We start from the raw sequence: 14438 nt of genomic DNA on the forward strand, positions 1-14438 counted from the left end.
CCCCGCGACTKCTCCAGAACCACAACCCGCAACCCCGCTCCCTGCAGGAGCTGAGCACAAGCCAGACCAGCCAGACCAGCCCCAATCACCGCCACATCAACAGCCATCATCCCACCATCCCCATACCACCTCATCCGCCCCCCAGTATCGCCTCCCCAGGCAAACTTAGAGTAAAACAGATCTGAGCCACTCTACACCAGGTCCTCCCATGACGACCCAACTCTCCTCCCGCATCGACAAAGTTAAAGTCCACGCCGCCGGAGCCACCATCACCCGGATCGCCGAACTCCAAGCCCGATCGGGATTCGTCGAAATCACCGACCTACCCCTGACCCTGGACGACAGCAGCGTGCGCGTCCAAGTCAAAGGAGACAGCCCCCTGCCGATCGCCGCCGACTTCCGAATTGGCCTAGCCGTTCCCCCCCGCACCGAAACCTATCCCACCCCAGCCGAGGCTGAACTCGAAGCCGCGATCGACCAGGTTCACCGCCTGGAAGACCTGATCGCCCTGATCAACCAGGAGATGCTCACCCTAACCGACCTACAGGTGCCCGATCGACCCGATGGCGAGGAAGGGAAAGCTCCTCCCCCCTCTCCCCTGAGTGCCCGTCTGGCCCTAGCCGACTTCACCACCGAACAGTTACAGGCGCGCTTACAGGAACGACGGAACATTGAGGAACAACTGCGCCTAGCGCGGGAACATCGGGCTGATTTAGAACAGAGAAAAGCCCTGGCCTCAACCGCTCAGACAGCTCGTCCCCACGAATTGCGTAAGACCCTAGTCATCCGCCTCAGCGATCGGGAACCCGCCTCCCTGCCCTCCGCCTCCCTGCGCTTGCTGGTGGAATACTTTGTCCCCGGTGCCCGCTGGACCCCCACCTACGTCTGCCGCTTGGAAAGCCGCACCTCCACCGCCACGATCTCAGTTCGCGCCTTCATCTGCCAGCGCACCGGCGAAGACTGGTCCGGCGTGCGTCTGGAACTCTCAACCGCTGATCCAATCGCCTGGTGTGCCCTCCCCGAACTTCCCGCTCGACGGATTGGCCGGGTCCAGCCCCCCGTTCATAAATCCGGTTGGCGCAGACCCCCCATCGGAGCTGGGGGACTCTTCGAGGATTACGATCGACAACGGCAGGCAGCCCTGGCCACGGTGAAACAGCCCCCAGTCTCCGATCTGGTGCTGCCTGATCTGGTCAGCCCCGTTCCGCTAACAGCGGATACGGTGGTCTTCAGAACATCAGATGGGGTTTACCCCAGACAGAAGGATGCCAGGGAGGAAGAATGGGTTTTTGGCTCGATCGAAGATGAATCTGATGCAAAGGACTGGTTTTCAGAAGCCACTGGGTTTGAAGAGGGGGCACTCCGGAGTGCAGACAGACCGCGGGATAGGGCTAAATCTGCGAAAAGAGAAGTCCAGTCTGCCCCGATGACCCCACCGCCTCCTGTTGCAGCCCCAGGGAGAGGGCTGCTCCAACGGGTGTCCAAAGCCGCTGTCCCCACATCCCAGGCATTGGTATCAGTTGCGGAAGCAGCCCCCTTGCATGATGCTTTTCCAGCCCTGGAGGTTGCTCCAGCATTGCCCACCTACTTCCTGATGCGATTGGGATCCGCCGACGATCGGGTCCGGCGGGGCAAACTGGCGATCGTCCGGCAGGAAGAATTTTATCTGGAGATCTTACAACAGCGCCAAATTACGGTTTCTTTCAGCGTCATGGAAGTCATCCAGGAGGCAGTTGCCCATGCCCAGCATTGTCTTAACCTCCCCCTCCCTCCAGGAGGCATCGCAGTGCGGCAAGCCGCCGGATCCTTTGACTATGCCTACAGTGCCGACGGGCGGGTGGATGTAGCGTCCGATGGATCGTTCCATTCCGTTGCCCTGACCAGTCGCAGCACTCAGGTGGATCTGCGGTATGTGGTGGTCCCCCGGGAAGACACCAGTGCCTTTCGAATTGCCCAGCTCCGTAACCCCCTAGCCGCTCCCCTCCTGAGTGGACCGGCGGAGGTGTATGTGGACGGGGAATACGTGCTCACGACCAATATTGCCCCAGTTCCTCCCTTGGGCCAGATGGAACTGGGACTGGGGGTAGAACAGGCAATCAAAGTCGCTCGCAATACCTTTTTCCAGGAAGTGCGATCGGGCAAAGTGTTAGTGGCCTTCAACAAGTTCCGCCACCGGATCGATATCGAAATTGCCAATCGTCTGCCTCGTCCCGCCCGAATGGAAGTGCGGGAACGGATTCCCGTCCCCCAACCCAACGCCAAAGTCGAAGTCCAGGTAGATCAGGTCACCCCAGAATGGGAGAAATACGAACAGGTGGAGCGGGAGACTCCGATCCAGGGGGGGTATCGCTGGCAGGTTTCAGTTCCACCCGGCGAGACGATCGCCCTTTCGGCCCATTACACGATCAAAACCTACGCCGACAACGAAATCGTCGGCGGCAACCGCCGGGAATAGGAATTTTTGGGTGGTAGAGACGCGATTAATCGCGTCTCTACCACCCAAAAATTCGGTGCAGGTCCAGGACAAATCCCGGCAACACCGTTTCCCCGGAAAGTTCAGCGGGTTGATCCAGGATTTCCACCGATCGCCCTGGCCGATAAATTTCCACCTGGCGCGTTTTCGGATCAATCAGCCAGCCCAGGCGACTGCCATTGTCCAGGTACTCCTGCATTTTCGCCTGCAGATCCTCTAGACGATCGGTCGGCGACATCAGCTCCAACACAAAATCTGGGCAAAGGGGAGCAAATCCCTGGCGCTCCTGGGGCGTCAGAGCCTTCCAGCAGGATTGTTCCACCCAGGCCGCATCCGGAGCCCGAATCGCCCCATTGGGCAGACGAAACCCGGTGGAAGAATCAAACACTCTGCCCAGATTAGCCTGCCGATTCCAGATGCCAATGTCGATCGTCAGTTCGGCACTGTAACTTCCCCCCTCACTACCTGTGGGTGACATCACCAGTAACTCCCCTGTAGCAGTTCGCTCCAGACGCAACTCTGGGTTGGCCTGAACAATCTCCAGAAATTGGTCCTCAGTCACCTTTAAGGTTGCGGGGATATAGACCGGAACAGATTGCATAGGAACTCAACCGTTTAATTTCTGAGCCAGCAGTTCATTGGTCAACTTCGGATCGGCCCGTCCGCCCGTTTCCTTCAGGACTTTCCCCACAAAGAAGCCCAGGAGTTTGGTCTTACCGGCCCGGTACTGCTCCAGTTCCTTGGGATTGGCGGCAATCACCGCGTCGATCGCTGCTTCGATCGCTCCCGCATCCGAAATTTGCACCAACCCTTTCTGCTCCACCAATTCTTTGGCTGAACCACCGGTAGTCAAAAGTTCCGGCAGGATGTCCTTGGCAATCTTGGAACTGATCGTGTTGTCTTCAATCAGGCCCACCAGTTCGGCCAGACCTTCCGGCTTCAGAGGAATCTCCGTAATACTCAACTTCTGGGCATTCAGGTAAGCCGCAATCTCTCCCATGACCCAGTTCGCTACCAGCTTGGGGTTACCTCCCGCCCCGATCGCCGCCTCAAAGTAGATTGCCACGGTGCGATCATCCGTCAACACCCGCGCATCATAAGCAGATAAGCCCAGATCTTCCTCATAGCGGTGGCGCTTGGCTGCAGCGAGTTCCGGCAATTCTGAGCCCCACTGTTCCAGTTGTTCGACCGTGACTTCGATCGGAGCCAGATCCGGTTCCGGGAAGTAGCGATAATCACTGGAGCCTTCCTTCACCCGCATGCTAATGGTGCGCTGGGAGCCTTCTTCCCACAGGCGCGTCTCCTGAATAATGGGTTCTCCCGCTGCGATCGCCTCAATCTGACGCTCGATCTCATAGTCGATCGCCCGCTGAATGGCATTGAAGGAATTCATGTTTTTGATTTCCACCTTGACGCCAAATTCTTTTTGGCCAACAGGACGCACGGAAATGTTCACATCGCAGCGTAAAGACCCTTCCTGCATGTTGCCATCACTAACCCCGATGTAGCGCACGATCCGGCGCAGTTCCTGGGCATATTCAGCAGCTTCCTGGCCAGAGCGCAAATCAGGTTCGGACACAATCTCAATCAAAGGAACACCGGCCCGGTTGTAATCCACCAGGGAGAAAGTCGAGCCGGACAACCGATCGCTGCCCCCATGCACCAGTTTCCCCGCATCCTCTTCCATGTGCAGACGGGTAATGCCAATTCGCTTCCGGCTAGGTTGGCCAGCCTCATCCAGGGTTTCAATTTCTAGCCAGCCATGCTCAGCGATCGGCAGATCGTACTGAGAAATTTGATAATTTTTGGGCAAATCCGGATAGAAATACTGCTTCCGGTCAAATTTACTGTAGGCAGCAATTTGACAGTTCAGAGCCAATCCAGCTTTAACAGCGTACTCCAACACTTTCTCGTTTAAAACCGGCAACACTCCTGGCAGCCCCAGACAAACAGGGTCAATTTGGGTATTGGGGACTGCTCCAAAAGTGGTCGAGCTACTGGAGAAAATTTTGGTGTTAGTGCTGAGTTGACAGTGGGTTTCCAGGCCAATGACAGCTTCATAGCGAGTTTTGGCTGGCGCAGCGGTGGTCATGGAATTGCTCTCTCAGTAACGATCTGCTCCATTTTAAAGCAATCCTCTGCCTACAACCTATAAAACAATTGGATCAGACCTGTCCCATAGGTTTTCACATCCTGCAATTCCAATGGTGTTTCGAGGGTGGCATCGCGGGTAATGAGCGGAATCCCATCTCCCAGAATGATGGGATGAACGGAAAGGATCAGTTCATCCAGAAAACCCTGTTGAATGAACCAGCAGGCCAAATCTGAACCCCCAACCAACCAAATATCTCGACCGTCAGATTGACGCAAGGAGGTGACAAAACTTTCTAAATCAGAGCCAATAAATGTGACATTTTCATTGTCTTGACCCTCTAGAGATTTAGAAAAAACAAAGCTTTCCTTATCTTGATAGGGGTATTCTCCTTCACTCAAACGCATGGATACATCATAAGTTTTACGGCCCATAATCACCGTATCCACCTGATCATAGAATTCTGTATATCCATAATCTTGATCGGTGAAAAGCCATTCCACATCCTCATTTTTTCGAGCAATATAGCCATCCAGGCTAGAAGCAATAAACAATTTGATTGAACGCATAGTGACTGAAAAACAGGAACTTTTCCAACTTATAGCAGTTTTTCAGGATGCGCTAAACTGCCAGATCAAGGGTTTCCAGCTCCAGCAGATATTGCATGGATATTGATAGCATCCTGCCTCAATACAAAACCTATTGAGTAGAATCAATCGCATCATTCCCGATTGCACGATCATCACTTTCATTCTGTGAATCTTGCTTCGCCCCTAGCCCCATTCAAAATGGCCAGGGAGAACGCGGGGATCATTTTCTCCCAGACATCTCGCCATTTTCCTATCTCCGCATTAGTATGAAGGGGTGACTAATATCTACCATCCCTTACGATCCCTAAGGGAGGGTCACTGGTTCAAGTTGATCTGCGGAGCCAGCTTTCAACACCTCCCTGCCGTTCGGAATCTCACTCTGGCTTTTACTCTAGCTGGAGCCGATTGCATTGATGTCGCTGCTGATCCAGCTATCATCACTGTGGCTCAAGCAGCCATGCAAATGGCCAGCCAGATTGCCACCTCAGCAGACGGGTATTCTGGCCGCCCCGCAGGATTACCCTGGTTGATGGTCAGCTTGAATGATGGAGAAGACCCCCATTTTCGCAAAGCTGAATTTGATCCAGGCTTGTGCCCAGCAGATTGTTCCCGTCCCTGTGAGATGATCTGTCCGGCTCAGGCCATCGTCTTCGATCGTCCCAATGGTCATTCTGGTGTCCTCTCCGATCGCTGCTACGGCTGCGGTCGCTGTCTGCCGATCTGTCCGGTGCAGCAGATCACCACCCGGTCCTTCATGGTAGACCCCGCCTCCCTGGCTCCCCTGGTGCTGCAGGGGGTGGATGCCCTGGAAATCCACACCCAGGTGGGGCGATGGACCGAGTTTCGGCAGTTGTGGCAGGCGATCACCCCCTGGACTGCCCACCTGAAACTAATTGCGATTAGCTGTCCGGATGGCGAGGGCCTGATCGACTATCTCTGGTCCCTTTACGACCTGATCACGCCCTTACCCTGCACGTTGCTCTGGCAGACCGATGGGCGGCCTATGAGTGGGGACATCGGCGATGGGGCCACCCGGGCTACAGTCAAACTGGGGCAAAAAGTGCTGGCTGCTGGTTTGCCCGGTTATGTTCAACTGGCTGGCGGTACAAACAGCCACACGGTTGAGAAGTTGAGAACTCTGGGATTACTGCATCAACGACCTGGAGTCCTGGCACAGCAGCCGGGAGAGGATTCTCCATCTATCGCCGGGATTGCCTATGGCAGTTATGCCCGGGTGCTACTCTCCCCCATTTTGGAAAAGCTGGAGGCCCTTTCCATAAGCCATCTGGAGGCAGTCCCCGAACTGCTGCAGGAGGCGATCGACCGGGCTGCGTCCCTGGTGTCTCAGTTAAAGTCAAGCGTCCGATACTACGATCCTGTTCCCTTTCGATAGCCCGGAAGTTATTGAACCGTCACTAAATCAAAGATGCAAATTACAGACGATCTGGACAAACTGCTGGAAATTCTCCCCCCGGAGCTGCGTTTGCGATCGGAACAACATCCCCAACGAAATACCCTGATTGAGGTGGTTCTGGATTTAGGCCGCCGCCCGGAAGCCCGCTTTCCAGGCATAGCAGAATACCTGTCAGAGGCACCCGTCTCCAAAGCCGACTTGGACTATTGCATCGAACGGGTCGGGGATTTTGGTGGCGACAACCGGGCTGGGATTGAACAGACCCTCCATCGGATCAGTGCCATGCGAAATCGGCGCGGGGACATCATTGGCCTCACCTGCCGGGTGGGGCGGGCTGTATTTGGCACGATCGGCATGATTCGCGATCTGGTCGAGAGTGGCCGATCGATCCTGATGCTGGGCCGTCCAGGGGTAGGAAAAACCACGGCCCTGCGGGAGATTGCCCGTGTCCTGGCGGATGAATTGGAAAAACGGGTCGTGATCATCGATACTTCGAATGAAATTGCGGGGGATGGGGATGTGCCCCACCCGGCGATCGGTCGCGCCCGCCGCATGCAGGTGGCCCGTCCGGAACTGCAACACCAGGTCATGATCGAGGCGGTGGAAAACCACATGCCAGAGGTGATTGTGATTGATGAAATTGGGACGGAGTTGGAAGCCCTGGCCGCCCGCACGATTGCGGAACGGGGGGTGCAACTGGTAGGCACGGCCCATGGAAATCGGATCGAAAACCTGATTAAGAATCCTACCCTGTCAGACCTAGTCGGGGGCATCCAGTCCGTCACCCTGGGGGATGAGGAAGCTCGCCGCCGGGGTAGTCAGAAGAGTGTGTTGGAGCGGAAAGCCCCACCCACTTTTGATATCGCGATCGAAATGCTGGAGCGCCAGAAATGGGTCGTCCATGAACAGGTAGCGGAAACCGTGGATATCCTGCTGCGAGGACGCCAACCTAATCCCCAGATCAGAACCGTGAGTGAAACGGGCAAGGTGGTGATCACCCATGAACTGCCAGATGCCACATCTGACACCTTTGCCCAGAGCCTGCCGACCAGTCGCCGCTGGCGGACCTCCGGCCAGATGATGCCTCTGCCCACCCCATTTCGGGAGGGTCATCGCACCAGCCATAAGGCCGAACGGCGGCTGGAAGCCGTGAATGATGTTCTGGCCGAAGAGACTTCAGCGCGTCAGATCGATGCCCCTGAAGAGCCACCGCCTGAAGACTACCCGCAGCCCCCGATCGCCAGCGCTGAACCTGCGGCTGAGCCTCGGATGAACCTGGAACCGCTGGAAGGACTGGGAGGCGGACGCTCGAAGCAAGCCAGAGAGACCCAAAGAGACCTGTTCGCTGCAGCCCTGGGAAACTATGACGACGACGAGATGGTATCCGGACCAAACGGGGAAGAACTCCCCCTTAGCCTCTATCCCTATGGCATCAGTCGGCATCACCTGGATCAGGTCGTCCGGACCCTGGAACTCCCCGTCACCCTCACGAAGGACATCGACAGTGCGGATGCCGTGCTAGCCCTGCGATCGCATGTCAAAAACCATGCCAAGCTACGACAGATGGCCAAGTCTCGCCATATTCCCATCCACACGCTGAAAGCCAATACCATCCCCCAGATCGCCCATGCCCTGCGGCGGTTGTTGGACATGGACGATCCAGGCAGCCTGGATCCCGACGAGTTCAGTCTCTATGTCCGGGGCAGCGATGAGGATGAGATTGAAGCCCTGGAAGAGGCCCGTCTCGCCGTGGAACAGATTGTCATTCCCAGGGGACAGCCGGTTGAACTTCTGCCCCGATCGGCCAAAGTCCGCAAAATGCAGCACGAACTGATTGAGCACTACCATCTCAAATCCCGCAGTTTTGGCGAAGAACCCAACCGCCGCCTGAGAATCTACCCAGCTTAGCCATCAGACATGTCCTGTCTGGCTCTCTTCTGTCTGGAAAACACCTATCCAAAGAAATTGCCACCTCTCCTGAAGGTGGCAACGTTAACCTGTTAATGACCCATCAGTCGTCGCTGATGGTGTAGAGATAGACAATGAAACGCTGAGATCAGGCTTACGCCAGGTTGGCCCGACGCTTCCGCTTGATCGCACCAGCACCCAGGGCACCGATCGCCAGCAGACCAGCCACAGCCGCAGGCTCAGGCACCACAGCAACGCCATCGATGTACAGAATGGAATCAAGCTGAGTGTCATTGGTGTTGGCAACACCAAAGCCCAGGGTGTAAAGCCCATCCGCCAGGAAGGTATACTCAACATCCTTATAGCCACTGTCGTTGTAGTCGCCAACCAGAGCGATGCTGGACAACAGGTTAGCACCATTGCCCACGGTGAAGAAGCCATAGTCGTCGAAGCCGAGGTAATCATTACCATTGAAGTAGTAGCTGAACTTCAAGGTCTGACCTGCTTTGGCATTAACTGTTTGCTTGATGGCGCTACCGTCTGTGGTGGTGCCGGAAGCTAATCCCTCCAGAGAGGCCAGATCGACACCCAGGAAAGCAGCCAGATTCCCAGCAGAAGTTCCTTCGGTCACCAGCTTGGCTTGATAATTGCCTTCAACCGGAGAAACGGTAGAAGCAGTAGGAGAACCGCTGGTGTCTATACCAACAACAGAAGTCGTCCCAGAGGTTGTCCAATCGGTAAAGTCACCGGTTTCAAACCCACCATTGAGCAGAGCAGCTTGAGCCGATCCAGCAGCCATCAGTGCAGCAGCCGCAACACTCATTGCAACGAAAGCACGCTTGATTGTGTTGTGAATAGTCATGTTTTCCCTCAATAGAAAATGCAAAGAATTTTGAAATTAATAGCAACAGAAGCTGCAAATGAATAGCCTGATTTGGAACCTGTTACTGTCCAATTTTCAGACAGGCAAACGCACCTAGCCCCACCATTCCAGGCCCATCTACAGGACCGATCGCCCTGTCACTATCTAGCACTGGAATAATACGGAGGTCAGGGAGTCAAACTACTAACCGGTTTGGCATACCAGGCCGTAATTGCTCGTAATCTCTATGCTCAGAATGCCTTTTTTTCTATTGAGGGACAAGTCCTGCGTCCGTTGTTTTACGGAAACAACAAACTCGAATTACGTAGGCAAAAGACAGTTCTCTAGTCAGAGAACTGTCTTGATTCCATCCCATCTTGAGTTTAGCCCTTGAGCTGGAGGTAAAAACCACCCCTGGGCCTAAAATTCTTTGATAAAGTATCCGGATGGAATATTGATGCTGCTGAGTAAGTGAGATCGGGGTAATCTGCCTTACTCAGTAGGGTTGCTTATCAATGAGCCTGTCTCTAGATAGAAGCCCGGAAACCCCAGTATCAACAGCTATCGGGAACAGTAAATGAAGGCAGTTAGTAACCTTCATGCAAAGCCCCTCTCCGGGGAGGAAAGGGGCTGAGAGAGGAGTAATTGAAAAGATGTTAATTCAGGAAACGATTTAACCGTTGGTGGTCTGACGCTTCCGCTTAATCGCGCCAGCGCCCAGGGCACCGATCGCCAGCAGACCAGCCACAGTAGCAGGCTCAGGGACAGGAGCCGCAAAGTTGCTAATCACAACATTGGCTGCACCCAGAATATTATCCGTCGTGTTCACTGCAAAACCGAAGGTATCACCCTGCAAAACCGCAAAGCTAAAATTGCCCGTTTGAGGAGTCTTTAGACCATTCGAAGTTAGCTGTGTGAAGGTTCCATTCAGAATATAGCCAAATGGATCGAAAGAACTACCGTCAACATCATTGGTTGTGTAGTCCCAGTTAAAGCTGACCAGGCCGCTTGCCTTGGCTGCTGTGGTGTAAGCAGTCTGTCCAAAACCACTACCTCCGTTATTGCCACCAGTTAGGGAAATACTGCCGGGAACACCACTGGTATTGACAAAACCGTTGGTGTTGGTATTGGTCAACGTCCACTCCGAAGGAGCATATTCGCCAGAGAAGCCAGCAGCCATGGCGGAACTGCCTAGTAGACCAACCGTAACCACTGAGCCTGCTACAGCCAGAGAAAACTTTTGCAGCATGGAAGTCATAAATGTTGCCCTCATGAGATGTAAGAAAAAGTGCTTGAAATTCTGGGAGAAACACTGAAAAACTCAATCACCTGATCACCTCAGGCAGGCACATGCACCCAGCCTCCGTTCCCGGCCTCATCGGCATAAACCGGGAGGAAAATAAACTCTGCGGAGCAATACAGATCCTCTCTGAACCTAAGTTTCAGGAGGTTGTCATCCATTACCGCTTGTTTACAGAATGCCTGTAAGTCTTAAAAGTAACAAGAGCCAAATCCGTTTTTTCACTTAAAACTCACAGTCAAGCAAATGTCATTTAAGTCACAATACCTTCTCTGAATACGTATTTTAGTCTGACCAGAACTGCACTCCAGCGGTCAGACAAAGTCAATCCCAACCCCTTGGTTCCGAGAACTTTTTGTAAAGCTTCCGGATCATCACAGCCCCCCTCTGAGAGCAGATTTGAAGGGAACCCTGATTGACGCACTACGTCAGTTCTCCCTAGGACGATTTCCAAACCCCCAAGGACTTCTAGTTATGGCGCAATCCTGGTTGAGACGCATCGCAATCGCTAGCCTGATGGTTGCAGGTGGATCCATACCTTTTCTGTTGCAGGCAACTTCCGCAACTCCTGCCGGAGCGGCAACCCTGACGATCGATCGCCCCCTCCCCAATGCCCGTCTGCTTAGTCAGTCCAGTTCCATTTCAGCGCTGGAACAGGCTGTTCATGCCCAGATCAATCAGTATCGAGCCAGTCGGAAGCTCCCTCCTCTGACCCTAGATAGTCGGATCAGTGCGATTTCCCGTAGTCACAGTCAGGCCATGGCCAGTGGTCAGGTGTCCTTCAGTCACCAGGGATTCGAACAGCGGGCCCGTGCCATTTCCCAATTTATGCCCATGCGAGGTGCGGCGGAGAATATTGCCTATAACCAGGGCTATCGCAACCCGGATCAACAGGCCGTACAGGGTTGGCTGAAAAGCTCCGGGCACCGCAGTAATATTGAGGGTCGATATACGGCTACTGGCATTGGGATTGCGGTGAACAGCAAAGGCGAATATTACTTTACCCAGATTTTCATCAATCGACGATGATACTCAGATCTCTCCCATTGCTTCCCTTCCTGTTGTTCCTTGTTCTGGGTGGCTCTGCAACAGCCGCTTCCCTCTTCCAAAGACCGCTATTACGACCGGAAGCTGAGTCGGTCTGGCCTGTTGCCACGCCCCAACCCATTCCAGTGGCTCCTCCTGTCCCCGCTGTGAATCTGTCCGTTCCAACCCTGGAACAACAGGTTTACGAGCAAATCAACCAGTATCGCCGGTCCCGGGGGCTGCCCACGCTGGTTCTGGATCTCCGGGTCAGCACCATGGCCAGGCTCCACAGCCAGAATATGGCCAATCGCCGCACTTCCTTTGGACACAACGGCATGCGGCAGCGGGCTTTAACCATCAATCGGGTGATTCCCAGTCGCCGAGTCTCTGAAAATGTGGCCTATATCTTCAGCCACAACCAACCCGCACAGAGGGCAGTCGCAGGTTGGCTCCGTAGCGCCAGCCATAGATCGGCGATCGAAGACCAGTTTTCCCTGACTGGCATTGGTGTGGCTCAAGATAGTCGGGGAGCCTTTTACTTCACCCAAATTTTTGTTCGCCCTCGGTGAAGCACCTGACAACTCATGCCCTCCCAACTGCCACTTTTCTACCGAGACTGGTATTGTCGCGTCAGCCAGTGAAGTAGAACTACAGTCAGGTGATCAATCAGATTGAGATCTAAGGGAAGCAGATGGTCAAAGTTGTCACAATCAATATTCTGTTTGAGCTAGAGGAATGGGCACAGCGACGGGATCTGTTAGTACAGGGGTTGGCAGCCGAACAAGCCGACCTGATTGCTTTACAGGAAGTTAAACTGCCGGAAGATACCGGGGCATGGCTGGCTGAGCAGTTGCAGATGCCCTATGTGTTTCTCGTTCCCCGCCAGGATTTGGGCAAACATGGCATCCACTATGGGGTTGCCATTCTCAGCCGCTATCCCTTTATCAAGCAAGCCACTCTGGACTTGCAAAGTCAGGGACGAGTCGCCCAATATGTCCAGGTCGCTCCGGCAGGCCAACCCCTGGTGTTCTGTAACGGCCACTACTACTGGTATCCTGGGCCGCATCCAGAGCGAGATCAGCAAATTCAGCTACTTCTGGATTGGTTAGGGCAATTGCCGTCAGACCTGCCGATCGTCGCCGTCGGCGACTTCAACGGTACCCCGGATACCTCTGCGATCGCCCTGATGCGCCAGCACTTCACCTCTGCCTATGCCGCCTGTCACGGTGAGGAGCCTGCCTATACCTGCCCAACGCCACTGGTCCGGCGCAATTGGCAAAAATTACTGCGTCAGAGCTGGCGGAACCTGATTGTCAACCACAGCCTGAGTCCCTGGCGTGGCACCCTGGACTATATTTTTGTGAGCCGATCGATCCAGGTGCAGGATTGTCGGCTCATCCTCAATCAGCCCGCACCCCATAGCCGCACCCTTTACCCGTCCGACCACTTTGGGCTGGCTGCCGATTTGACCCTGGTGTAATTTGAAAATGAGGAAAAGATTAATCCTGGGTTTGATTCATGATGTGTAAACCGCACTCTTTCTTACCTGCATCTTCCCACCACCAGCGACCTTCCCGCTCATGCTGGTTAGGCAACACGGGGCGGGTGCAGGGTTCGCAGCCAATGCTGACGAACCCCCGCTCATGCAACGGGTTGTAGGGGACTTCGTAGGCCCGGATGTACATCCAGACTTCGGCAGAGGTCCAGTTAGACAATGGGTTGAATTTAACCAGGGTGTGACTGTCTGTGGAGAAAGCGGAGTCCACCTGGACGATCGGCACTGCAGCACGAGTTGAAGGGTTCTGGTCCTTGCGCTGACCGGTGATCCAGGCATCCAGCGTCGCCAGTTTGCGGCGCAGGGGAGCCACCTTGCGAATATCGCAGCATTCCTTGTGGCCATCCTCATAGAAGCTAAACAGACCTTTGGCTTTGACCAGGGCTTCCACCTGAGCTGCATCGGGGTACATGACTTCGATCGCAAGACCGTAATGTTTGCGGACTCGATCGAGGAACTGGTAGGTTTCGGGATGCAGGCGACCGGTGTCGAGGCTGAAGATCTTGATGTCCTTTCTGATTTTGGAGGCCATATCAATCAGAACCACGTCTTCCGCCCCACTGAAGGAGATGGCAATGTTGTCATACAGATCCAGCGCTCGGGCAAGAATCTGCTGCGGACTCTTGCTGCTCAGTTCCGTATCCAATTCAGCAATATTTACTTCAGTCAGGGGTTGCCCGGTCAACTGCGTCATGGTGGTGTTCTCTGCGAATTCAAAGATAAGAGGATGGCCAGATCCCATTTTATCAATCAGGAGACATCCTCTTGGGCACCTGAAGAAACTTATGGCATTAATATACTTGACACACCGAAGAGATTATTCTTTGCGTAAATAGTAATTTTGGGGCTATAGGCCGAATGATTCGGCCTATCCACCCGAAATTGGGATCTTAGGCGGAAAGTTTCAGTCCATTTATTGTTAGACGCGCGACTCGAAGTCGTTCGGGGGAGTTGGAAAGGCTCCTAAAAGTCTTTTCCTGCCAGTGTTCAGGCAGATGTCCGCCTCGGAATGTTCAACCAGTAATGAGAGGGCAGTATCAGCAGACGAGGTTAAGTGTCCAACAAACCTGAAGCCAAAACCAGGTGCGAGGGCTAGGGCAAGGTTGCTACGGATAATGCAAATGAATCCTTGATGAGGCTTCGTTAATTAAGGTGCTCGAAATGGCTGATACGAGCATGTTGGGGCATAGGAGGGTCGGTAGCGTCTAAATATCGATC

13 protein-coding genes are annotated in these 14438 nt (G+C 54.2%); 6 read left to right on the forward strand and 7 right to left on the reverse strand.

Annotated elements, in window-relative coordinates; all coding sequences use genetic code 11:
• Positions 1–134 (reverse strand): FAD-dependent oxidoreductase (locus BST81_RS29330; protein WP_363080947.1); only part of this gene is annotated, 134 nt, incomplete at its 3' end.
• Positions 135–208: 74 nt separating this feature from the next.
• On the opposite strand from BST81_RS29330, the gene BST81_RS26470 reads away from it, so the two are divergent.
• Complete coding sequence (locus BST81_RS26470) at positions 209–2455, forward strand: DUF4139 domain-containing protein (RefSeq protein WP_075601479.1); 2247 nt, start codon at positions 209–211, stop codon at positions 2453–2455.
• Positions 2456–2492: 37 nt separating this feature from the next.
• Here the strand turns inward: BST81_RS26470 and BST81_RS26475 are convergent, their stop codons facing one another.
• The 3 genes from BST81_RS26475 to BST81_RS26485 are packed head-to-tail and all read right to left on the reverse strand — an operon-like array spanning position 2493 to position 5134.
• A complete protein-coding gene (locus tag BST81_RS26475; RefSeq protein ID WP_075601480.1) occupies positions 2493–3074 on the reverse strand; it encodes a Uma2 family endonuclease in 582 nt (193 codons plus the stop codon).
• Positions 3075–3080: 6 nt separating this feature from the next.
• A complete protein-coding gene (gene gatB / locus BST81_RS26480) occupies positions 3081–4565 on the reverse strand; it encodes an Asp-tRNA(Asn)/Glu-tRNA(Gln) amidotransferase subunit GatB (protein ID WP_075601481.1) in 1485 nt (494 codons plus the stop codon).
• Positions 4566–4615: 50 nt separating this feature from the next.
• Complete coding sequence (locus BST81_RS26485) at positions 4616–5134, reverse strand: dihydrofolate reductase family protein (RefSeq protein WP_075601482.1); 519 nt, start codon at positions 5132–5134, stop codon at positions 4616–4618.
• A 295-nt stretch (positions 5135–5429) separates the two neighbouring features.
• On the opposite strand from BST81_RS26485, the gene ldpA reads away from it, so the two are divergent.
• Both ldpA and BST81_RS26495 read left to right on the forward strand, forming a co-directional pair.
• Positions 5430–6548: a circadian clock protein LdpA gene (ldpA, locus tag BST81_RS26490; protein WP_075601483.1), complete on the forward strand. Its 1119-nt coding sequence runs from the start codon at positions 5430–5432 to the stop codon at positions 6546–6548.
• Between the two features lie 33 nt (positions 6549–6581).
• Positions 6582–8477, forward strand: a complete 1896-nt coding sequence (locus BST81_RS26495) for a R3H domain-containing nucleic acid-binding protein (protein ID WP_083637109.1) — start codon at positions 6582–6584, stop codon at positions 8475–8477.
• 154 nt (positions 8478–8631) lie between these two features.
• Here the strand turns inward: BST81_RS26495 and BST81_RS26500 are convergent, their stop codons facing one another.
• Complete coding sequence (locus tag BST81_RS26500) at positions 8632–9339, reverse strand: PEP-CTERM sorting domain-containing protein (RefSeq protein ID WP_075601484.1); 708 nt, start codon at positions 9337–9339, stop codon at positions 8632–8634.
• 673 nt (positions 9340–10012) lie between these two features.
• On the reverse strand, positions 10013–10597 hold the full coding sequence (locus BST81_RS26505; RefSeq protein ID WP_171974864.1) for a PEP-CTERM sorting domain-containing protein: 585 nt from the start codon (positions 10595–10597) through the stop codon (positions 10013–10015).
• A 516-nt stretch (positions 10598–11113) separates the two neighbouring features.
• On the opposite strand from BST81_RS26505, the gene BST81_RS26510 reads away from it, so the two are divergent.
• From BST81_RS26510 to BST81_RS26520, 3 genes are all read left to right on the forward strand, one after another.
• Positions 11114–11668, forward strand: a complete 555-nt coding sequence (locus tag BST81_RS26510) for a CAP domain-containing protein (protein WP_075601485.1) — start codon at positions 11114–11116, stop codon at positions 11666–11668.
• Positions 11665–12234 (forward strand): CAP domain-containing protein, encoded by a 570-nt coding sequence (locus BST81_RS26515; protein WP_075601486.1) that lies wholly within the window; start codon positions 11665–11667, stop codon positions 12232–12234. Before BST81_RS26510 ends, BST81_RS26515 begins: the two co-directional genes overlap by 4 nt.
• 122 nt (positions 12235–12356) lie before the next feature.
• Positions 12357–13145: an endonuclease/exonuclease/phosphatase family protein gene (locus BST81_RS26520; protein WP_075601487.1), complete on the forward strand. Its 789-nt coding sequence runs from the start codon at positions 12357–12359 to the stop codon at positions 13143–13145.
• A 19-nt stretch (positions 13146–13164) separates the two neighbouring features.
• Here BST81_RS26520 and BST81_RS26525 read toward each other — a convergent pair whose 3' ends face one another.
• A complete protein-coding gene (locus BST81_RS26525; protein WP_075601489.1) occupies positions 13165–13914 on the reverse strand; it encodes a phosphoadenylyl-sulfate reductase in 750 nt (249 codons plus the stop codon).
• Positions 13915–14438 lie beyond the last annotated feature (524 nt).

It is taken from the genome of Leptolyngbya sp. 'hensonii' (assembly GCF_001939115.1).
Classification (GTDB): domain Bacteria; phylum Cyanobacteriota; class Cyanobacteriia.